The following is a 21,003-nucleotide window of genomic DNA, read 5'->3' as shown; positions in this document are numbered from 1 at the left end:
CGCTCCCGGCGGCGGCGGACCGCCGCCCGACCATCAGGCCGACTGCCGCCCGATCCGCCACCGCGTCGCGCCCCACAGGACGATCGCCATCACGGCCAGCACGCCGATCGCGATGCCCCACTGCGTGGGCGTCGAATCCCACAGCGGATCCACGCTCGACGGGGTCGGGCGCCCCGAGACCGGATCGGTCACCGCGGTCACCTTCTGCAGGTCGATGGTGGACGCGGACGCGGCGAAGCCCCAGCGGGACGGGAACAGCCACGACAGCTGTTCCAGGCCGGGCCGCCCGTGCAGCCCGAACAGGCCGCCGCTCATCACGAGCTGCGAGATCACCACCACCACGAGCAGCGGCATGACCTGCTCGGCCGACCGGGCGATCGCCGAGATCAGCAGGCCCACCAACGTCGAGACGCAGGCCAGTACGGCGATGTCGATGATCAGCTCCAGCGGCACGTTGGCCAGGATGGCGCCCTGCTCGGGCACCTCCGTGCCGATCAGCGTGATGCCGACCATGATCGCGGCCTGGACCGTGGCGGCGGCGAAGAAGACGATCGTCTTCGCAGACAGGTAGGCCCCCGGTCGCAGGCCGACGGCGCGCTCGCGCTGGAAGATCGCCCGCTCCCCGACCAGGTCGCGCGCCGTGAGCGCCGCGCCCATGAAGCACGCGCCGATCACCAGCAGCACCAGGATCATCTTGGGCGCCGCGACCTCGGCGTCGACGACGTCGGCGAGGCCCTTCTCCGCCGGCACCAGCAGGGTGACCGCGCCGAGGACGATGGGCATGAGGATCAGGAAGATGAGGTAGCCGCGGTCGGCGAGGATCAGCCGGAGCTGGCGCCGCGCGATCACCGAGAGCTGTTTGCGCACCGACGTCTTGGGCGCCTTCGTCGGCGAGGGCGGCGCACCCGTGGGAGCGGGCGGCGGCGGCGCCGGATGGGCGGACCGGTACCGCTGCCAGGCCACGTCGGGCTGCTTGGCGGCGAAGTCGAAGATCTCCGCCCAGTCGCTCGTCCCCATCGCGGCCTTGACGCCCTTCGGCGAGCCGCAGTACGCGGTCTTACCGCCGGGCGCGAGCAGGAGCACCTGGTCGCACATGTCGATGTGGGTCAGGGAGTGGGTGACGACGATGACGACGCGGCCCGCGTCGGCCAGGCGGCGCAGCGTCTGCATGACCTGCCGGTCCAGCGCGGGGTCCAGGCCGGACGTCGGCTCGTCGAGGATGAGCAGCGACGGGCCGGTGAGCAGCTCCATCGCGACCGACGCCCGCTTGCGCTGGCCGCCCGAGAGCTTGTCCACGCGGGTCTGCTTGTGCTCGGTGAGCTGCAGCTCCGCGAGAACACCGTCGATCACCTGGTCGCGGTCCGCCTTCGACATGTCGGGCGGGAGGCGCAGCTCGGCCGCGAACCGCAGCGCCTGCTGCAGCGTGAGCTGACGGTGCAGCACGTCGTCCTGCGGGACCATGCCGATGCGGGAGCGGAGCGCGTCGAAGTCGCGGTGCACGTCGCGGCCCTCGAACTCGACCCGGCCGGCCGTCGGGGTGACGGCGCCGGAGACGACGCGCGACACCGTCGACTTGCCGGCGCCCGAGGGACCAATCACGGCGGTCAGCGTGCCCGGGGCGGCACGGAAGTCCACGCCGTGCAGCAGCGTCTTGTTGCCGTCGACGGTGAGCGTGATGCCCTGCACCGCGAGCCCGGCGCCCGCGAACTCCTGGGCCTTCGGTCGCTCGAGGCGGCCCTGCTCGACGATGAGGTCGGAGTTGCCGACGGTGACCAGGTCACCGTCGCGCAGGGACGTGGGGCCGGCGATGCGGCGGCCGTTGACCTGTGTGCCGTTCGCCGAGCCCAGGTCCTCGATGACGAGGCCCTGCGGGCCGGTGAGCAGCCGGGCATGGCGCCGCGAGACCAGCATGTCGCCGATCGCGATGTCGTTGTCCGGGGTGCGGCCGATGGTCATCTGCCCGGTGCCGAGGGGCCGCGCCGGCATCTTCGCCACCTGGTACAGGCCCGTGTTGCCGGCCATGGCGCGCAGGTGCGGCGCCACATCGCCCGAGGGCCGCTGCGGCGGGACCGGGGCCTGCTGGGCCGGGATGGGCGCCGACGGGGCCTGCTGCCGCGGTGGCAGCGGCATCGGCCGCGACGGGGGCGCGGCGGCATGCGGCGCCGACCCGGCCACCTGGCCGGGGTTCGAGCCGGGGCCCGGGTTCGCCGCGGGTCCCGCGGACGGCGGAGGCCCCGGATTCGGCCGGGGTACGGGGTTCGACGGTGCGCGACGCGCCGCCGGGAGCTGCTGGACCGGCTGCTGTGCGGCCGCGGGCGGTGGCGTGCGCGCGGGCGGCGGGGGCGGCGTGTTCGACCGGGCGGCGGCCGCGAACGTGACCGCCGCACCGGTCCGCGGGTCGCCGAACATCAGCTGCTGCGTGCCGTTCAGCGCGATCGTGGGCCGGCGGACACCGCCCACGAAGACGCCGTTGGTGCTGCGGTCGGTGAGGATCCACCCCGTCGGGCCCGCGGACGCCACGGCGTGCGTCCGCGAGACCAGTGGGTGGTTGATCGTCACGTCCGATTCGAGCGTGCGCCCGAAGGTCACCGTCTTGCCGGGGGCGAAGGTCAGCGTCTGCCCGTCCACAGTGACGGTGAGAACCGCGGTATCCGTACTCATCACGGATCACTATATTCAGACGCCGCTTGCCCTGGGCTTATGCCGCGCTTGTTGTGCGTGCGGCACGAGCCCCGATGCCCCTAGAGGTACTGGCCGGTGTTGTTCTCCGTGTCGATCGCCCGGGAGGCGCTCGAGTTCTTGCCCGTCACCAGAGTCCGGATGTAGACGATGCGCTCGCCCTTCTTTCCGGAGATCCGTGCCCAGTCGTCCGGGTTCGTGGTGTTGGGCAGGTCCTCGTTCTCGGCGAACTCGTCGACGATGGACTCCAGCAGGTGCGTGATCCGCAGGCCGGGCTGCCCCGTGTCGAGGAAGCCCTTGATGGCGTGCTTCTTCGCGCGGTCCACGACGTTCTGGATCATCGCGCCGGAGTTGAAGTCCTTGAAGTACATGACCTCCTTGTCGCCGTTGGCGTAGGTCACCTCCAGGAACCGGTTGTCGTCGGTCTCGGCGTACATCCGCTCGACGACCCGCTCGATCATCGCCTTCACGCACGCCTCGCGATCGCCGCCGAACTCGGCGAGATCGTCCTCGTGGATCGGCAGCGCCGGGGTCAGGTACTTGGAGAAGATGTCGATCGCGCCCTCGGCGTCGGGCCGCTCGATCTTGATCTTCACGTCGAGGCGGCCGGGCCGCAGGATCGCGGGGTCGATCATGTCCTCGCGGTTGGACGCGCCGATCACGATGACGTTCTCGAGGCCCTCGACACCGTCGATCTCCGACAGCAGCTGCGGCACGACGGTGGTCTCCACGTCCGAGCTGACGCCCGAGCCGCGGGTGCGGAAGATCGAGTCCATCTCGTCGAAGAAGACGATGACGGGCGTGCCCTCGGAGGCCTTCTCGCGCGCCCGCTGGAAGATCAGGCGGATGTGCCGCTCGGTCTCGCCGACGAACTTGTTGAGCAGCTCGGGGCCCTTGATGTTGAGGAAGTAGGACTTGACCTCGCGCGAATCGTCGCCGCGGACCTCCGCGATCTTCTTGGCGAGGGAGTTCGCCACGGCCTTCGCGATGAGGGTCTTGCCGTTGCCGGGCGGACCGTACAGCAGCACGCCCTTGGGCGGGCGCAGCGAGTAGTCCTTGAACAGGTCCTTGTGCAGGAAGGGCAGCTCGACGGCGTCGCGGATGAGCTCGATCTGCCGGCCCAGGCCGCCGATGTCGGAGTAGTCGACGTCCGGCACCTCTTCGAGCACCAGGTCCTCGACCTCGGCCTTGGGGATGCGCTCGAAGGCGTAGCCGGCCTTGGTGTCGACCAGGAGCGAATCACCCACGCGCAGCTTGCGCACGGGCAGCCCGAACTCGTCGAGGCCGGGGTCGTCGGAGGCCTGCAGCGCCAGCGGGGCGGCCAGCCGCACCACGCGCTCCTCGTCGGCGTGGCCGACGACCAGGGCACGGGCCCCGTCGTCGAGGATCTCGCGCAGCGTGGAGATCTCGCCGACCGTCTCGTACTCGGTGGCCTCGACCACGGTGAGCGCCTCGTTGAGGCGCACCGTCTGGCCCGTGCGGAAGGTCGCGACGTCGAGATTCGGGGAGCACGTGAGCCGCATCTTGCGCCCGGAGGTGAAGACGTCCACGGTGTCGTCCTCGAAGGTGCCCAGGAGCACGCCGTAGCCCGACGGGGGCTGCCCCAGCCGCTCGACCTCCTCGCGGAGCGTGAGCAGCTGGTTACGGGCGTCGCGCAGCGTCTCGAGCAGCTTCGCGTTGCGGGTGGTGAGCGCGTCGACGCGCTCGCGCAGCACGGCCGCGGACGTGGCCTGCGGGGCGGACGAGTCCGCCGGCGCGGCCGAGGGACGGGTCGGATCCGGTTCCGTCACGAGTGAACTCCCTTTCCGTGGGGACTTCTCACGCTACCCCTTGTTGGACCGCCGCTGCGGACGCGGCGCGACCGTGCCGTCGGCCAGTCGCCGGCAGGTGATGAGGAAGGCGGTGTGGCCCTGCATGCGGTGCGAGGGGCGCACGGCGAGGCCGACGACGTGCCATTCGCGCACCAGCGCCTCCCAGGACCGCGGCTCCGTCCACATCCCCTGCTCGCGGATCGCCTCGACCACCTTCGACAGCTGGGTGGTGGTGGCGACGTAGACGGTGAGCACGCCGCCGGGCACGAGCGCCTTACCGACCGCGTCGAGCACGTCCCAGGGGGCGAGCATGTCCAGCACCACCCGGTCCACCTGGGGGCCGTCGTACTCCGCGAGGTCGCCGAGCTGCAGGTGCCAGTTGTCGGGGCGGCCGCCGAAGAACTCCTCGACGTTCTTCGCCGCGTACTCGGCGTGGTCCTCGCGGACCTCCCACGAGGTGACGGACCCCTCGTGGCCGACGGCACGCAGCAACGAGCAGGTGAGCGCGCCCGAGCCGGCCCCGGCCTCCAGCACCCGTGCGCCGGGGAAGATATCGCCCTCGGCCACGATCTGCGCGGCGTCCTTGGGGTAGATCACCTGCGCACCGCGCGGCATGGACAGCACGTAGTCCGTGAGCAGGGGGCGCAGCGCGAGGTACGGGGTGCCGTTGACGGCCTTGACGACGCTGCCCTCGGGGGCGCCGATCAGCTCGTCGTGCCGGATGCCGCCCTTGTGCGTGTGGAACTCCTTGCCCGCCTCGAGGTGGACGGTGAACTTCCGGCCCTTCGCGTCCGTCAGTTGTACTCGGTCGCCCACCACGAAGGGTCCACTGTTCGCCATAGCTGTACATCCTCCCAGGGAGCTCCGCCGATCCGGCCGCCGCGGTCGAGTCCGGGAGCGCCCAGCATCTTCCCAGCACCCCGCTCGCGGTGCGAATCCGACCTATCGGTAGGACTGGTACATGGCTGATAGCGCGTTCTTCCACCCCGCGGGCACCCTCGCCGCCGACGGGTTCGAGTACGAGGTCTTCGACCCGACGCCGTCCACCGCCAGCGTGTGGGCCGACACCATGCAGCACGGCGCCCCGCCTGCGGCGATCATGGTGCGCGCCATGGAGAAGCTGGTCGGCGAGGGCGCCCGGATCTCCCGCGTGACGATCGACCTGCTCGGCGTCGTGCCGATCACCCGGACCCGGGTGCGGGCGTGGGTCGCGCGGCCCGGACGCACCATCTCGCTCCTCACCGCGGAGATGGACTGCGTCGACGGGGCCGGGGAGTACCGCACCGTCGCCCGGGCGCAGGCCTGGGCGCTCGCCGCGTCGGACACCTCCGCGATCGCCCGCGACCTCTCCCCTGTGCTGCCGCCGGCGGGCGCCTCGCAGGGCGTCATGCCGGGCTTCTTCCAGCACCTCAAGGACCAGGGCTTCCTGGCGGCGTGCGACTGGAGGTTCGTGGACGGACCCGACGGTCCCGACGGCGTCAAACAGTGCTGGATCCGCGCGAAGATGCCGCTCGTCGCGGGCGAGGAGCCGTCGCCGCTGGTGCAGGTCTTCTCGGTGGTCGACGCCGCGAACGGCATCTCCGCCTACCTCGACCCCACTGCCGTGACCTGGATGAACATGGACATGACCGTGCACTTCCACCGGTCGCCGCAGCCCGTGGACGGTTGGGTCGGCCTGCTGGGTGACCAGCTCGTCGGGGACGAGGGCATCGGCACGACCGTCTCCCGACTCTACGACGGTGCCGGCGCGTTCGCCGTCGGCGCGCAGACGCTGCTCGTCGCCGCCCGCTGACGGTCGCGGCGCCCCGCAGTGGGGCGCGCCGGGCGACGTCAGAAGCGGCAGCTGCGGATGTCGGTCATGAGGATCGCCTTCGCGCCGAGCTCGGCGAGGTCGTCCATCACGTCGTTGGCCTCCTTGCGGAGCACCATGGCGCGCACGGCGACCCAGTCGTCATCGGCCATCGGCGCCACCGTCGGCGACTCCAGGCCGGGCGTGACGGCGATGGCCCCGTCGAGCAGCGTGCGCGGGCAGTCGTAGTCGAGCATCACGTACTGCCGGCCGAAGACGACGCCCTTGAGGCGCGCCGTGAGCTGGTCGCGGGCACGGTCGGACTCGACTCCGACACGCTCGATGAGCACGCCCTCCGAGTCGCACAGCGATTCGCCGAAGGCGATCAGGTTGTTCTGGCGCAGCGAGCGGCCGGACTCGACCACGTCGGCGATGAGGTCGGCGACGCCCAGCTGGATGGAGATCTCGACGGCCCCGTCGAGACGGATCACCTCGGCGTCGAGGCCGCGGCTCGCGAGGTCCCGCCGTACGAGATTCGGGTACGACGTGGCGACCCGCTTGCCGCCCAGGTCCGCGACGGTCCACTCCTGACCGGCCGGGCCGGCGTACCGGAAGGTCGAGCGGCCGAAGCCCAGAGCGAGGCGCTCGGTGAACTCGGCGCCCGAGTCCAGCGCGAGGTCGCGACCGGTGATGCCCATGTCGAGCTCGCCCGAGCCGACGTAGAGGGCGATGTCCTTGGGGCGGAGGAAGAAGAACTCCACCTCGTTGGCGTTGTCGAGGACCGTGAGGTCCTTCGCATCGGAGCGGCGGCGGTAGCCCGCCTCGCTGAGGATGGCGGCGGCGGCCTCGGAGAGCGCGCCCTTGTTCGGTACGGCGACCCGCAACATGTGAGTGGTTCCTTCGGGAGAAGTCAGAGGTAGGAGTAGACGTCGTCGAGCGTCAGGCCGCGCTTGACCAGCAGCACCTGCAGCCAGTACAGCAGCTGCGAGGCCTCCTCGGCGAGGTCCTCATCGCTCTGATGCTCGGCGGCGATCCACACCTCGCCCGCCTCCTCGAGCACCTTCTTGCCCAGGAAATGGATACCGCGGTCCAGCGCCTCGACGGTCCCGCTCCCGGCGGGCCGCTCCTCGGCCTTGGTGGCCAACTCCGCGAACAGCGTCTCCATGGTCTTCACGGAGGTCATTGTCCCACGCGAACTAGAGTGGTCCGTGTGGAGGGCAGTGCGACCGAGGCGACGGCACCGTCGGCCCCGGATACGGACGGGCCCGGCACCCCGCCCGCGAAGGGCGCCACCCAGTACCGGTACGCCCGCGCGCTGATCCGGGCGCGGCTGCGCGTGGTGCGCGCCGCGCGGGATCCGGACCGCTTCCTGCGCGAGAACTACGAGGACTTCGCGGCCCGGCATCCGGCGTGGGCGTGGGCGTGGAGCCTGCTGCATTTGGACTTCGCGGGCCTGTTCGTGGGCGGCCTGTTCCTGATGAGCAGCCTGACGGTGTCGCTGCTCCCGCGGTCGTGGTTCTTCCAGGGCATCGTCTCGGGGATCAACGCCGTGATCGGCTACGCGATCGGCGTCCTCCTCAAGTGGGTGATCGTCGACCTGCTGGTGCGCGCGCATCCGATCCGCGACGACCCGCGGCGCGCCCGGTTCGTGCCCGTGTGGCGGGCGTTGATCGTGCTGGGGGTCCTGCTCGGCGGCCTGGGAATGATGGTGGCCGCGAAGCGGTGGCAGGACGACGTCCGTGCGCTCATGGGCATGCCGCCCGGCTCGAACCTCTGGTACCTGCTCACGCCGATCGTGGCCTTCCTCGTGTCCGCCGCGCTCATCTCCGGCTTCCGCGTGCTCCGCGACCTGGGGCTGTTCCTCGCGCGGCGCGCCAACACGTACCTGCGGGTGCCGCAGCCCGCGGCGAAGGTGCTGGGCTTCGGCCTGGTCGTGATCCTCGTGGTCTTCACGGTCAACGACGTCGGCTTCCGGGCGTTCACCGCGACCGCGAACACCCTGGCCTCGTCGACCAACGATCAGGAGCTGCCCGAGTTCCCGCAACCCGCCGAGAGCTGGAGGTCGGGGTCGGAGGCCTCGGCCGCGCGGTGGTCGGGACTGGGGAACGAGGGCCGCAAGTTCGTCTCCGGCGGCTTGCGGGCGGCCGAGATCGCCCGGTTCACCACCCGCCCGGTGGCCGAGCCGGTGCGGGTCTACGTGGGCCTGGAGAACGCCGACACGCCCGAGGACCGGGTGGCGCTCCTGCACCGCGAGCTGGCGCGTACCGGCGCGCTGGATCGCCGGCACGTCGTGGTCGTGCCGACCACCGGCTCCGGCTGGGTGAATCCGACCGCCGCCCGCGCCGTGGAGCTCATGTACGACGGCGACGTCGCGCTCGTCGCGATGCAGTACTCGTACCTGCCCAGCTGGATCTCCTTCGTCACCGACGGCGAGGCCTCCCTCGCCTCCGGGAAGCGGCTCATCGACGCCGTCGTCACCGATGTCCGCGCCCGGCCCGCCGCGACGCGGCCGAAGCTCCTCCTCATGGGCGAGAGCCTCGGCACCCGTGCGGGCGAGGGCGCGTTCGCCGGGCTGCCCGACATCCGGGACAAGGTCGACGGTGTCGTCTGGCTCGGCCCGCCGCGCGCGAATCCGATCCATTCCGCGATCACCGACCGCCGCGACCTGGGCACGCCCGAAGTGTTGCCCACGTACACCGATGGGCTGATCGTCCGCTTCACCGACGGGCGGCGGCCGCTGACCGGCGAGGACGGCAGTGGCGGGGCCGAATGGCTGGCGCCGCACATCGTGTACGTCCAGCACCCGTCGGACCCGGTCGTCTGGTGGTCGACCGAGCTCATGCTGCGGCAGCCGGACTGGCTCCGCGAGGCACCGGGACGCGACCGCAGCCCGGCGATGGCCTGGTACCCGTTCGTCACCTTCTGGCAGGTCACCGCCGATCTCGCCAACGCCGCCGGGGTGCCGGACGGCCACGGCCACAACTACGGCACCGCGGTGGTCGACGCCTTCGCCGCCGTCCTCCCGCCCGCCGGCTGGACCCCCGCGGACACCGAACGGGTGCGGATGGCCGTCATGGCGAGCGCCGCGATCGACGGCGCCGAGAAGTAGCCGCTCGACACCGACGGGCCGCCGCAGCGTGGCGTCGCCCACCAGGGCGCGATGACCGTGATGCCCAACACCTTCAGGGCGTCTGAGCGAGCGCGACGGCGCGGTCGCCGCTAGTTTCCAGCAAATGAACCGACGTTGGTCAGCGATGTGCGCGCTGCTCCTGCTCCCCATCGCGGGATGCGCGGCGGCGAACGACGATCCGGCGGCGAGCGAGGTGAGCTTCTCCGCGATCGCGGGCACGTCCACACCGGCGTCGGCCACGCCGACCGAGGCCGTCGAGCTCGCCGGCCCGGGCACGATCTGCGGTTCCGTCGACACCGCACAGAGCGAGGCGCCCGTGGTGATCCGCGGCGGGTCCGCGAACTGCGTCCGGGTGCTCCGCGCGGCGCGCGCCTACACCGCCGCCGCGGCACACGCCGACGGTCAGGCGGTCACCCTCGAGACGGGCGGCTGGCGGTGCAGCGCGGCCGAACGCGGGCCGGCCACGTGCCGGGCCGGCGACGCCTCGTTCAGCGTCGGCTGAGCGGCGCGAAATCCACGAGCGCGGCCCCGGACAGCGTGCCGAGGTGGCGGGCACCGTCGAGCACCGGCTCGGGGCCGACCGTGAGGACGGTGCAGCCCGCCGCGAGGGCGGATCGCGAGCCCGTCGGCGAGTCCTCGACCGCGACGCAGTCACCCGCCGCGAAGCCCGCGAGTTCGGCGCCGCGCAGGTACGGGTCCGGCGCGGGCTTGGGGCTGGGCACCTCGTCGCCGCAGACGGTGGCGACGAACCGGTCGCGGCCGAGGGTGCCGAGGGCGTGCTCGGTGACCTCGCGGATCGTGTTGGTGACCAGGACCAGCGGGACATCGGCCGCGGCCAGGAGGTCCAGGGTCTCGCTTGCGCCGGGCTGCCACGGGATACCGCCGTCGAACAGTTCCACGACCCGGTTCGAGACCCACCGCTCCGCCCCGGCGTAGTCGCGGTCCGCCTCCGGGACCTGCGCGAAGTCGAAGAGCTTGCGCAGCGCGTCCGCGGTGGCGTTGCCCAGCGTCGACTCGCGCGCCTCCGGGGTGATCTCCATGCCCAGGTCACGCGTGAACTCGGCGACGGCGATGTCCCAGAGCTTCTCGGAGTCGAGGAGGGTGCCGTCCATGTCGAACAGGACCGCGGACGCAAGGTTCATGCCTTCCAGGCTAGGGCGCGTCGAACTCGACGGTAGCGCCGGGCCCACGGCTACGATTCGAGATGTGGATCAGGGGGAATCGCCGGAGATCGGCGGATATCGCATCATTCGGCAGCTGGGTTCGGGCGGTATGGGGGCCGTTTACCTGGTGCAGCACCCGACGCTGCCCAGACAGGAGGCCCTCAAGCTGCTCGACAATGCCATCAGTCGGGACGAGGACTTCAGGGCACGCTTCACGCGCGAGGCGGATCTCCTTGCCGGCCTGAGCCATCCCAATATCGTCACGCTGCACAATCGCGGTGAATCCGAGGATGGTCGTCTGTGGCTCACGATGGAGTACGTCGACGGGATCGACGCGGCTGCCCTGGTACGAACCGAAGGACCCATGCCACTCGATGTGGCCCTGCCCGTGTTGATCGGTGCCGCGTCCGCCCTGGACTACACATACCAGCGGAAAGCGATCACGCACCGCGACGTGAAGCCCGCTAACATCCTGGTGACTTTCCACGCGGGTCGGGTAGAACAGGTGAAGTTGGCCGACTTCGGGATCGCCAAAGCAATGGGCGAATCTACGAGCCTGACTTCAACGGGCATCACTGTTGGAACGATGGCGTTCATCAGTCCGGAGGCAATAACGGACTCAACGAATATCACCGGGGCTGCGGACCAGTACAGCCTTGCAGCAACCGCGTACGCGTTGCTCACGGGTGCTGGGCCGTTCGAGTCCGTTGGTGCACCCGCGCTGATGTACGACCACCTCAATACCCCCGTTCCATCCATTCTTGCGAGGCGACCAGATTTGCCAGCGGGAGTGGACCTCGTCTTCGAGCGAGCGCTGGCGAAGAATCCGAAGGATCGCTACGCTTCGTGCCGCGAGTTCACCTTGGCGCTGAAAAAGTCTTCTGTTGGTCAAATGCGGACGTCAGTGACCCCTATTCAATCGACAATACATCATGTTCAAGCGCTGCCCAAAGCTCTCGCTCAGCAACCGAAGGGAATTGACGAGGCAGAGACGGAAGTTGCGCGTCAGCCGAAGCGAAATGGGAGATCGCATACTCGGGCGGCGCTCGCCGGTGTTGTCATTATCGGCGCCGTAGCGTTATCCGCCACAGCATTGGCTGTGATGCGAGCCACTGGGAATTCTGAATCACCGCAGGAACTCGCCTTGGTGAAAACAATTACTGTCGATATGAACAGTAGCTCGTTGATGCGGACCAAGGGTGCTACGGGCGACGTGTACCTCTTAGGCGACGAAGACGGCAGTGTCTGGTCGCTGTCGCCTACCACTTACCGATCGACTGTCTTGCTTAAGGCGAACTGCGCGCGGGGGGCCGGACTAGCGGCGTCCGTGGACACTCAAACTGCGATGAGATTCTGCCCCGACAATAACTCGGTCGACGTTTTCGATCCCGGCTCGGGGGTGAATCGTGCTTCAGTTGCGGTGGCCGGACGTCCGACGAACGCAGTTGTGGCCTCTAGCGGAAATCTAGCATACGTTACCAGCTACGACGCGAAGACGTTTTCAAATGCAGTGACACGTGTGAATTTGACTGATGAGTCGACTGCGGTGTTGCCAAAACTTCGCACCCTAGTGCCGAAGCTCGCCACCAATAGTGACGGATCAGTTCTCTATGCGAACGCGGTTTCTGACAACTACTCGTACTCGAAACTTTCATCCGTCCTTCGCTCAGCGGGAGAAGTTTCCCTTTCTTTGGAAGGAACCGCGTCCTCGATTGCTACCGCAACGGACGGCGGTGCAGTGTTCGTGGCGATCGGCTACAATAGCCTCCAGTCAACAGGTTCGGACCAACGTCGGCGCGTCTCGGTCTTTGATTCGTCCAGGTCGAACGCTCTGGAGTATATCGATATTCAGGATGCGGAAGGCCTGGTGCTTAGCCCTGATGGAGGCCTTCTTGCGGTTGTCACGGAGTCGCGGGATCGCTCCTCGGTTGTCTACCTAGTAGATGTGAAGTCGCGTTCCATTGCGGGGCAGCGGTCCATCGCACGAGAGTCCAGCTCGAGAGCTACATTAGTCTTTGATGGTAGCGGTAGGAACATTGTCGTTGCATATGGCTCGCGTCCCGGAGAGAAAGTCCAGACCAAAATCAATGTGCTTGACGCTACTCGCCGGTGACGGCCCTGTTCACTTGTTCGTCACCCGAACGACGGGTCATTGTGCTTGAGTTCGAACCATGCGTACTCGCAGGCTGCACACCGCCCTGGCCCTCACCGCGACCGCCGCTCTCCTCGCGAGCTGTGGCACCTCCGGGAACGACGCCGCACCGTCGTCCTCCGCCGCCGGATCGTCGACCGCGAAGGCGAGCTTCTCCGTGCCCGGCGTCGACGACCTCCCGGCCGCGAACCCGGACCAGGTGCACCTGTTGGCGTTCAACGACTTCCACGGCAACCTGCAACCGCCCACCGGTTCGACGGGGAAGATCGGCGGCACGGAGGCCGGTGGCGCCGCGTACTTCGCCACCGCCCTGCAGCGGCTGAAGAAGCAGTACCCGAACAACCTCACCGTCGCGGCGGGCGACCTGGTGAGCGCCAGCCCGCTCGTGTCGGCCCTGTTCCGCGACGAGCCGACGATCAAGTTCCTCAACTCCGTCGGCCTGCAGGCCAGTTCGGTGGGCAACCACGAGTTCGACCACGGCACCATCGAGCTGGAGCGGCTGCAGAAGGGCGGCTGCGCACCGCAGGGCTGCGAGCCGGGCGAGCCCTTCACCGGTGCCGCCTACCAGTACCTCGCCGCCAACGTCACCAACGCGGACGGCCAGCTGCCGCCCGGCACCGTGCCGTGGAAGATGTTCGAGGCCGGCGGGAAGAAGATCGCCGTGATCGGCACCGTCACCCCGGAGACCGCGACCATCGTCGCGCCGGAGGGGGTGCGCGGGTACAGCTTCGGCGACGAGGCCGACGCCATCAACAAGTACGTTCCGGAGATCAAGGCCGCCGGCGCGCAGGCCATCGTCGCGACCATGCACGACGGCGGCTCCCAGAAGGGCTCGGGTGAGGCCGAGCCGAACGCGTGCCAGGACGTCTCGGCGCCGGTCCCCGACCTCGCGAAGCGGATCGACCCGGCCGTCACCTCCATCGTCACGGCGCATTCGCACCAGGCCTACAACTGCACCATCGACGGCCGCACCGTGACGCAGGCCGCGTCCTACGGCCGCCTCATCACCGACATCACGCTCGACTTCAGCGGGCCCGCGGCGAAGGCCACGGCGGTCAACCGCGTCGTGCGGCGCGACATCCCCGCCGACGCCGCGACGCAGCGGCTCGTCGAGTTCTACGAGAAGGAGGCCAAGCCCCGCGCCGACCGGGTGATCGGGAAGATCCCGACGGACCTGAAGCGAGAGGCCTTCCCCGGCGGTGACTCCCCCCTCGGCGACGTCATCGCCGACGCGATGCTCTTCACCACCCGCCCGCCGAACGAGGCCGCCGGGCAGATCGCGCTCATGAACCCGGGCGGCGTCCGCGCCGACCTCAAGGGCGGCGATGTGACCTACGGCGCCGCGTACACGGTGCAGCCCTTCGGCAACCAGGTCGTCACCGTCTCGCTCACCGGCCAGGAGATCATCGACCTGCTGGAGCAGCAGTGGCAGAACCCCGCCAAGACGACGATCCTGGCGCCGTCGGGCATCTCGTACACCTACGACCCGAACGGCGCGCCCAACCGAAAGGTGGTGCGCGAGAGCGTCAAGGTCGGCGACCAGCCGCTCAACCCCGTCGCGAAGTACCGGGTGACCACGAACAACTTCCTCGCCGCGGGCGGCGACGGCTTCAGCGTCTTCACCCGGTCCACCGATCTCACCGTCGGCGGCATCGACCTCGACGCCCTGGAGAAGTACCTGCAGGCCACCCCGGAACTGCAGGTACCCACCAGCCGGATCACGAAGCTGTAGCGATGATCTCGCGGGCGTCGGCGTGCACGGCCTCGCTCGCGGAGAGTCCCGTCGCTGCCAGGTAGGCGTCGACGAGGCGGTTGCCGACGGCGTAGCCGGCGCCCGTCGGGATCCCGATCGGGGGCGCGCCGAACCGCCCCGCGAGGGCGTCGCCGAGGACCCACGACGCGAAGTTCTGCATGCCGGTGATGCCGAGGTTCGCGGTGACCCGCGCGTACAGCGCATCGTCGTGACGGTGCGGCACCCCGATCCGCGCGCGGCCGAGCGCGTCGCCGTACAGCTCGCGCGCGAGGGCGTCCGCCAGGCCCTCGGAAACGATCTGCTCCCCGACGGTGACCGTCGCCGGGTCCCAGACGACGCCGCCGGGCGCGTACCGCACGTTGTGGTCGAACTCGTGGACCGCCATCGCCTCCACGCGGTCCAGGTTCTCGGGCGACGGCCAGACGTTCAGGTACAGGTAGCCGGTGACACTGCCGTTCGCGGTGAGGCCGAGCGCCTCGTCGAGGTAGATCCGATCACCGGGATCACCGACGACCAGCAGGACCGTCACCTCGGGGAGGTCGACGCGGCGCAGTGACTCCGCCAGCCGGTCCGCGGCGGTCCGCAGCGCCCGCTCGATCCGGCCCCAGGCGTCCGCGGCGCGGAGCAGCTCGATCGCGTCGAGGCAGGCCTCGGTGTCCCGGTCGAGCGGGAAGCCGGAGGACGCGGCGTGCATCGCCACCAGGTCGACGGGGCCCGGGAAGTACCGGTACATCCCCGCGACGGGCCGCCACATCTCCTCCAGCAGCGCGACGCGCTCCCCCGCCGGGGCGTGCAGGATCGTGTGCATCGCGGCGTACGTGTCCAGGACGGTGATCTTCATGTCCGCGACGGTAGGGCCTCCCCCGACGGGAGGGTCAAGCCGTTTCCCGCGTCGGATGTTCGCAGTAGCATCGGGCCATGACCGCCGCATCCGATCCCGCGTTGCTCACGCTGGAGGACTGGTTCGCCTTGGGGGAGGACGAATCGCTGCGGCGCGCCGAACTGTGCCGGGGGGTACTGGAGGTGTCACCGAGTCCACGTCGCGCGCACGCGCGGGCGATCCGCCGCCTCGCCAATGCGATCGAGGTGCACTTGCCTGCGGGCTTCGACGTCTACGACGAGGTCGACGTGGTCCTGCAACGCACGCCCGCGACGGTGCGCCAGCCCGACGTGATCGTTCTCGCGTCCAGTGTGCCGGATCCGCTCACCGCGGCCGACGTACTCCTTGCCGTCGAGATCCTGTCGCCCGGGTCCCGGCGCACCGACCGCGTGATCAAGCGCGCCGAGTACGCCGCCACCGGGATTCTGCACTACTGGATCGTCGACCTCGACGGCCCGTCCGCCGAGGTCCTCACACTGGTGGACGGCGCGTACGAGGGCCCGACCGTGGCCGACCGCATCGCTGTCGACGGACGCCTCCCCCTCGTCGTCGATCTGTCCGCGCTGCGCTGACCCAGACCCCTGGCCGTCAGGCGTCGTCCAGGCCGAGGTCTGTGGACACCCGCTTCACGGCGTCGAGGGCGTCCGCGAGCGATGCCGCCCAGGACGCCGCGATCTGCAGGCCGGCGGCGTCGTCGAGACGCCAGAACCAGGCGTCTTCGTCGCCCGGCTCGCCGGCCTGCAGGTGCAGGCGGTAGTCGTCCATCGCGGCCTAGGTGTTGAAGTACTTCGCCTCGGGGTGGGTGAGGACGAAGGCGTCGGTGGACTGCTCCGGGTGCAACTGCAGCTCCTCGGACAGCTCCACGCCGATCCGCTCGGGCTGCAGCAGGTCGACCATCTTCGCGCGGTCCTCGAGGTCCGGGCAGGCGCCGTAGCCGAAGCTGTAGCGCGCGCCGAGGTACTTGAGGTCGAAGAAGTCGGTGACCGCCGTCGGGTCCGTGTCGGCGACCTTACGACCGCCGGGCAGGATCAACTCCTGCCGCACCCGCTGGTGCCAGCGCTCCGCGAGCGCCTCCGTGAGCTGAACGCCGATGCCGTGCAGCTCCAGGTAGTCGCGGTAGCTGTTGGCCGCGAACAGCTCGTTCGCGGCGTCGGCGATCGGTTGCCCCATGGTGACCAGCTGGAAGGGCAGCACGTCGACCTCGCCGCGCGCGATAGCGGTCTCGCGGTCGCGGATGAAGTCCGAGATCGCGAGGAACCGGCCCCGCTGCTGCCGCGGGAACTCGAACGAGTACCGCACGGGCGCATCGGGTTCCGGTGACTCCAGCACGTCGATGACGTTGCCGTGGCTCACCGCCGGGAAGTAGCCGTAGACGACGGCGGCGTGGTCGAGGATCTTCTCCGCCTTGAGCTTGTCGAGCCAGTACCGCAGCCGGGGCCGGCCCTCGGTCTCCACGAGTTCCTCGTACGACGGGCCCTCGCCCTTCCGGGCGCCGCGCAGGCCCCACTGGCCGAAGAACAGTGCGCGCTCATCGAGCAGGGACGCGTACTCGCTGATCGCGATGCCCTTGACGACGCGGGTGCCCCAGAACGGCGGGGTGGCAACCTCGAAGTCCAGCGCCACGTCGGAGCGGTCCGGCACCACGACCGGCGCCGCCTCGGCCTTGCGCTTCTCGGCGATACGGCGGCTGCGGGCGTGCCGCTCCTTGCGCTCGCGGGCCTTCTCCGCAGCCGCCAGGGCCTCGGGGCTGTCGGGGTCTGGCCCGTCGCCGCGCTTGAGCGCCATGATGTCGTCCATCAGACGCAGGCCCTCGAAGGCGTCGCGGGCGTAGCTGACCTCGCCCGCGTACACCTCCGCCAGGTCGTTCTCGACGTAGGCGCGGGTCAGGGCAGCGCCGCCCAGCAGCACGGGGTACTTCTCCCCCAGGCCGCGGGTGTTGAGCTCCTCGAGGTTCTCCTTCATCACCACGGTCGACTTCACGAGCAGGCCGGACATGCCGATCACGTCGGCGTGCTTGTCCTCCGCGGCCTCGACGATGGCGGCAATCGGCTGCTTGATGCCGATGTTGACCACCTCGTAGCCGTTGTTGGACAGGATGATGTCGACGAGGTTCTTGCCGATGTCGTGCACATCGCCCTTGACAGTGGCGAGCACGATCCGGCCCTTACCCGCGTCGTCCTCCGACTTCTCCATGTGCGGCTCGAGGTAGGCGACGGCCGCCTTCATCACCTCGGCGGACTGCAGCACGAAGGGCAACTGCATCTGGCCGGAGCCGAACAGCTCACCGACGGTCTTCATGCCGGACAGCAGCGTCTCGTTGATGATCGCCAGCGCAGGCTTCTCCTGCAGCGCCGCGTCCAGATCGGCGTCCAGGCCCTCCCGCTCGCCGTCGACGATGCGCCGCTCCAGCCGCTCGAACAGCGGCAGCTTCGCGAGCTCCTGCGCGCGGGACTCACGCGCACCGGCCGCCGAGACGCCCTCGAACAGCTCCATCAGCTTCGACAGCGGGTTGTAGTCCGGGTCGCCCTGCGACTGCAGCCCGTCGAGGCCGCGGCGGTCGTAGACCAGGTCCAGCGCGGTCTCGCGCTGCACGTCCTCGATCCTGCTCATCGGCAGGATCTTCGACGCGTGCAGGATCGCGGAGTCGAGCCCGGCCTCCGTGAGCTCGTGCAGGAACACCGAGTTCAGCACCTGCCGCGCGGCGGGGTTCAACCCGAACGAGACGTTCGACAGGCCGACGGTGAAGTGCAGGCTCGGGTACTTCGCGTGCAGGATCTTCACGGCCTCGATGGTCTCGAGTGCGTCGCGCCGGACCTCCTCCTGGCCGGTGGAGATCGGGAAGACCAGTGGATCGATGATGACGTCGTCGAGCGACAGGCCCCAGTTGCCGGTGAGGTCGGCGATGAGCCGCTCGGCGATCCGCACCTTCCACTCGGCGGTGCGGGCCTGGCCCTCCTCGTCGATCGTGAGAGCCACGACCGCGGCGCCGTGCGCCACGACCTGCTCCATGATCTTGGTGAACCGCGACTCCGGGCCGTCGCCGTCCTCGTAGTTCACCGAGTTCACGGCGCACCGTCCGCCCAGGTGCTCCAGGCCGGCCCGGATCACCGCCGGCTCGGTCGAGTCGATCATCACCGGCAGTGTCGACGCGGTCGCGAACCGGGACGCCAGCGCCGCCATGTCCGCGGCGCCGTCGCGGCCGACGTAGTCGACGTTGAGGTCGAGCATGTGGGCGCCGTCGCGCACCTGGTCCTTGGCGATGTCGACGCACTTGTCGTGATCGCCGGCCAGCATCGCCTCGCGGAAGGCCTTGGAGCCGTTGGAGTTCGTGCGCTCGGCGATCATCAGGATCGAGCTGTCCTGCGCGAACGGCACCGAGGTGTACAGCGAGCTGACCGCGCTCTCGGTCTCGGGAACCCGCTGCAGGCGCTCGGTTCCGCGCACCGCCTCGGCGACCTGCCGGATGTGCTCCGGGGTGGTACCGCAGCAGCCGCCGACGAAGCTCAGCCCGAACTCGGCGACGAACCCGGACAGGGCCTCCGCCAGCTCCTCCGGAGTGAGCGGGTACTCGGCGCCGTTCTTGCCCAGCACGGGCAGGCCCGCGTTCGGCATGACCGAGACGGGGATCGTCGAATGCCGCGACAGGTGCCGCAGGTGCTCGCTCATCTCCGCCGGGCCGGTGGCGCAGTTGAGCCCGATCATGTCGATGCCCAGCGGCTCCAGCGCCGTGAGCGCGGCACCGATCTCCGAACCGAGCAGCATCGTGCCGGTGGTCTCCACCGTGACGTGCACGATGATCGGGATCCGCCGACCCAACTCCTCCATCGCGGCATGGCAGCCCAGCACCGCGGCCTTCGACTGCAGGATGTCCTGGCAGGTCTCGATGAGGAAGGCGTCGGCGCCACCGTCGAGCATGCCGCGCGCGGCCTCCGCGTACGCGTCGCGGATCACCGCGAACGACGTGTGGCCCAGCGTCGGCAGCTTGGTCCCGGGCCCGATCGAGCCCAGGACGAACCGGGGCGTGCCGTCCGCAGCGAACTCGTCGGCGACCTTCCGGGCGATCGCGACGCCCTTCTCCGACAGTTCCCGGATGCGATCGGCGATGTCGTAATCGCCGAGATTGCTCAGGTTGCAGCCGAAGGTGTTGGTCTCCACCGCGTCGGCGCCGGCGGCGAAGTACGCACGGTGGATCCCCTCCAGCACGTCCGGCCGGGTGTCGTTGAGGATCTCGTTGCAGCCCTCCAGCCCCAGGAAATCGTCCAGGGTCAGGTCCGCTGCCTGCAACATCGTGCCCATCGCACCGTCGCCTATGAGAACACGGCTCGAGGCCGCCTCCAGGAAACTCGACTGCAGCGGCTGCTGATGCGTACGGGTCATAGTCCCAGGGTAGTGGGTGCGGGCAAATCGAATCCGCACGACCGGCGCGTACTCTGATCGAAGTGACGTCCTTCCCGAAGCTCGACCGCCCGGTCCTCATCGCGGCGTTCGAGGGCTGGAACGACGCGGGTGACGCCGCGTCGGGCGCCGTCGAGCACCTCGAACTGACCTGGGACGCCCAGCTCATCACCGAGGTCGACTCCGACGACTTCTACGACTTCCAGGTCAACCGGCCCATCATCAAGCAGGTCGACGGGGTGACCCGGGCCGTCGAGTGGCCGTCGACCACGCTCTCCGTGTGCCGGCCGCCCAAGGCGGACCGCGACGTGGTGCTGCTCCGTGGCACCGAGCCGAACTTCCGTTGGCGCGCCTTCTGCGATCAGCTGCTGTCGATCTTCACCGAGCTGCACATCGACAGCGTGGTGATCCTGGGCTCGCTCCTCGCGGACACCCCGCACACCCGCCCCGTCCCGGTGACCGGCGCCGGCTACGACGCGGAGTCCGCGAAGCGCTTCGGCCTGGAGCAGAACCGGTACGAGGGTCCCACCGGGATCACCGGCGTGCTGCAGGACGCGTGCGTGCGGGCGGGATTCCCCGCCGTCTCGTTCTGGGCCGCGGTGCCGCACTACGTCTCCCAGCCCCCGAACCCGAAGGCCACCGTCGCGTTGCTCCAGCGGGTGGAGCAGGTTCTCGACCTCGCGGTGCCGCTCAACGATCTGCCGACCCGTGCCGAGGCGTGGGAGGCCTCGGTGACGGAGATGACGGAGGACGATGAGGATGTCGCCGACTACGTGCGGGGGCTCGAGGAGCGCGGCGACGCGGAGGCGAAGGACGTCGAGCAGCACATCGACGCCGACGCGATCGCGGAGGAGTTCGAGAAGTACCTGCGCCGGCGGGACCCGGGCACGGGCCCCTAGGCGGGACGGGCGGTTCTAGCCGATCCGCTCGATCGAGACGACCGGCGTGGTGATCCGCCACGTGCGCACGTCCGGATCGTCGGCGGCGCGGACCCAGAACTGGGCCGATTCACCCACCCGGCAGCTCTTGATACCCAGCAGCGGGATGTCCTCCGAGTCGCGGCGCAGCGAGCTGATGCTCCACTGCTCGTCCTCGGAATCACCGCCGATACCGGGAGCGCGCATCAGGGTCATCTCCCCCAGGTCGACCACGTAGGTGGACGTGCGGGTCTGAACGGTCCACACGCCCTCGGTCAGATCCGGGGCCAGCTCGCTGACGGTCCTCACAGGCGCAATATATCGTGTCGCGCTG

The 21,003-nt window shown here is 69.5% G+C and carries 17 protein-coding genes; 7 read left to right on the top strand and 10 right to left on the bottom strand.

Annotated elements, in window-relative coordinates:
* Positions 1–33: 33 nt before the first annotated feature.
* The 3 genes from BLW32_RS12900 to BLW32_RS12890 all read right to left on the bottom strand — a co-directional run bounded on the left by BLW32_RS12900 (position 34) and on the right by BLW32_RS12890 (position 5,330).
* Entirely contained in the window at positions 34–2,661 is a 2,628-nt protein-coding gene (locus tag BLW32_RS12900) for an ATP-binding cassette domain-containing protein (RefSeq protein WP_082791428.1), read from the bottom strand.
* An 80-nt stretch (positions 2,662–2,741) separates the two neighbouring features.
* Complete coding sequence (gene arc / locus BLW32_RS12895; protein WP_068525628.1) at positions 2,742–4,469, bottom strand: proteasome ATPase; 1,728 nt, start codon at positions 4,467–4,469, stop codon at positions 2,742–2,744.
* 33 nt (positions 4,470–4,502) lie between these two features.
* Positions 4,503–5,330 (bottom strand): tRNA (adenine-N1)-methyltransferase, encoded by an 828-nt coding sequence (locus tag BLW32_RS12890; RefSeq protein WP_068525627.1) that lies wholly within the window; start codon positions 5,328–5,330, stop codon positions 4,503–4,505.
* A gap of 121 nt (positions 5,331–5,451) precedes the next feature.
* Between BLW32_RS12890 and BLW32_RS12885 the strand changes: the two genes are divergently transcribed.
* Positions 5,452–6,282: a thioesterase family protein gene (locus tag BLW32_RS12885; protein ID WP_068525626.1), complete on the top strand. Its 831-nt coding sequence runs from the start codon at positions 5,452–5,454 to the stop codon at positions 6,280–6,282.
* Between the two features lie 38 nt (positions 6,283–6,320).
* Here BLW32_RS12885 and hisG read toward each other — a convergent pair whose 3' ends face one another.
* On the bottom strand, positions 6,321–7,166 hold the full coding sequence (hisG, locus tag BLW32_RS12880; RefSeq protein ID WP_068525625.1) for an ATP phosphoribosyltransferase: 846 nt from the start codon (positions 7,164–7,166) through the stop codon (positions 6,321–6,323).
* 23 nt (positions 7,167–7,189) lie between these two features.
* The gene (locus BLW32_RS12875) at positions 7,190–7,453 is read right to left on the bottom strand and encodes a phosphoribosyl-ATP diphosphatase (RefSeq protein WP_068525912.1); all 264 of its coding nucleotides are present in this window, start codon (positions 7,451–7,453) and stop codon (positions 7,190–7,192) included.
* Between the two features lie 162 nt (positions 7,454–7,615).
* On the opposite strand from BLW32_RS12875, the gene BLW32_RS12870 reads away from it, so the two are divergent.
* Together BLW32_RS12870 and BLW32_RS12865 are read left to right on the top strand one after the other, a co-directional pair.
* Positions 7,616–9,388, top strand: a complete 1,773-nt coding sequence (locus BLW32_RS12870; RefSeq protein ID WP_414929961.1) for an alpha/beta hydrolase — start codon at positions 7,616–7,618, stop codon at positions 9,386–9,388.
* 124 nt (positions 9,389–9,512) lie between these two features.
* Positions 9,513–9,911, top strand: coding sequence for a hypothetical protein (locus BLW32_RS12865; RefSeq protein ID WP_139286143.1), 399 nt, complete (start codon positions 9,513–9,515; stop codon positions 9,909–9,911).
* Here BLW32_RS12865 and BLW32_RS12860 read toward each other — a convergent pair.
* Complete coding sequence (locus BLW32_RS12860) at positions 9,898–10,551, bottom strand: HAD family hydrolase (protein ID WP_068741926.1); 654 nt, start codon at positions 10,549–10,551, stop codon at positions 9,898–9,900. The genes BLW32_RS12865 and BLW32_RS12860 overlap by 14 nt on opposite strands.
* 64 nt (positions 10,552–10,615) lie before the next feature.
* Between BLW32_RS12860 and BLW32_RS12855 the strand changes: the two genes are divergently transcribed.
* Both BLW32_RS12855 and BLW32_RS12850 read left to right on the top strand, forming a co-directional pair.
* Positions 10,616–12,685: a serine/threonine-protein kinase gene (locus tag BLW32_RS12855; RefSeq protein ID WP_074850551.1), complete on the top strand. Its 2,070-nt coding sequence runs from the start codon at positions 10,616–10,618 to the stop codon at positions 12,683–12,685.
* Between the two features lie 58 nt (positions 12,686–12,743).
* Positions 12,744–14,456, top strand: a complete 1,713-nt coding sequence (locus BLW32_RS12850) for a bifunctional metallophosphatase/5'-nucleotidase (RefSeq protein ID WP_068741928.1) — start codon at positions 12,744–12,746, stop codon at positions 14,454–14,456.
* Here BLW32_RS12850 and BLW32_RS12845 read toward each other — a convergent pair.
* Positions 14,443–15,318, bottom strand: coding sequence for a DUF2268 domain-containing putative Zn-dependent protease (locus tag BLW32_RS12845; protein ID WP_068741929.1), 876 nt, complete (start codon positions 15,316–15,318; stop codon positions 14,443–14,445). The genes BLW32_RS12850 and BLW32_RS12845 overlap by 14 nt on opposite strands.
* A gap of 77 nt (positions 15,319–15,395) precedes the next feature.
* On the opposite strand from BLW32_RS12845, the gene BLW32_RS12840 reads away from it, so the two are divergent.
* Positions 15,396–15,929 carry a Uma2 family endonuclease gene (locus BLW32_RS12840; protein WP_068741930.1) on the top strand — a complete coding sequence of 178 codons (534 nt, stop codon included), beginning with the start codon at positions 15,396–15,398 and terminating at the stop codon, positions 15,927–15,929.
* 16 nt (positions 15,930–15,945) lie between these two features.
* On the opposite strand, the gene BLW32_RS27520 is transcribed toward BLW32_RS12840, so the two are convergent.
* Positions 15,946–16,122 carry a hypothetical protein gene (locus BLW32_RS27520; protein WP_156486417.1) on the bottom strand — a complete coding sequence of 59 codons (177 nt, stop codon included), beginning with the start codon at positions 16,120–16,122 and terminating at the stop codon, positions 15,946–15,948.
* Positions 16,123–16,128: 6 nt separating this feature from the next.
* Positions 16,129–19,734, bottom strand: a complete 3,606-nt coding sequence (metH, locus tag BLW32_RS12835; RefSeq protein WP_068525619.1) for a methionine synthase — start codon at positions 19,732–19,734, stop codon at positions 16,129–16,131.
* Between the two features lie 26 nt (positions 19,735–19,760).
* Between metH and BLW32_RS12830 the strand changes: the two genes are divergently transcribed.
* Positions 19,761–20,651, top strand: coding sequence for a PAC2 family protein (locus BLW32_RS12830; RefSeq protein ID WP_068741931.1), 891 nt, complete (start codon positions 19,761–19,763; stop codon positions 20,649–20,651).
* A gap of 15 nt (positions 20,652–20,666) precedes the next feature.
* Here the strand turns inward: BLW32_RS12830 and BLW32_RS12825 are convergent, their stop codons facing one another.
* On the bottom strand, positions 20,667–20,978 hold the full coding sequence (locus BLW32_RS12825; RefSeq protein ID WP_068525617.1) for a hypothetical protein: 312 nt from the start codon (positions 20,976–20,978) through the stop codon (positions 20,667–20,669).
* Between the last annotated feature and the right edge of the window lie 25 nt (positions 20,979–21,003).

It is taken from the genome of Tsukamurella tyrosinosolvens (assembly GCF_900104775.1).
Lineage (GTDB): Bacteria > Actinomycetota > Actinomycetes > Mycobacteriales > Mycobacteriaceae > Tsukamurella > Tsukamurella tyrosinosolvens.
The sequence above is the reverse complement of the archived record's forward strand: the minus strand, read 5'-3'. Positions and strand labels throughout refer to the sequence as shown.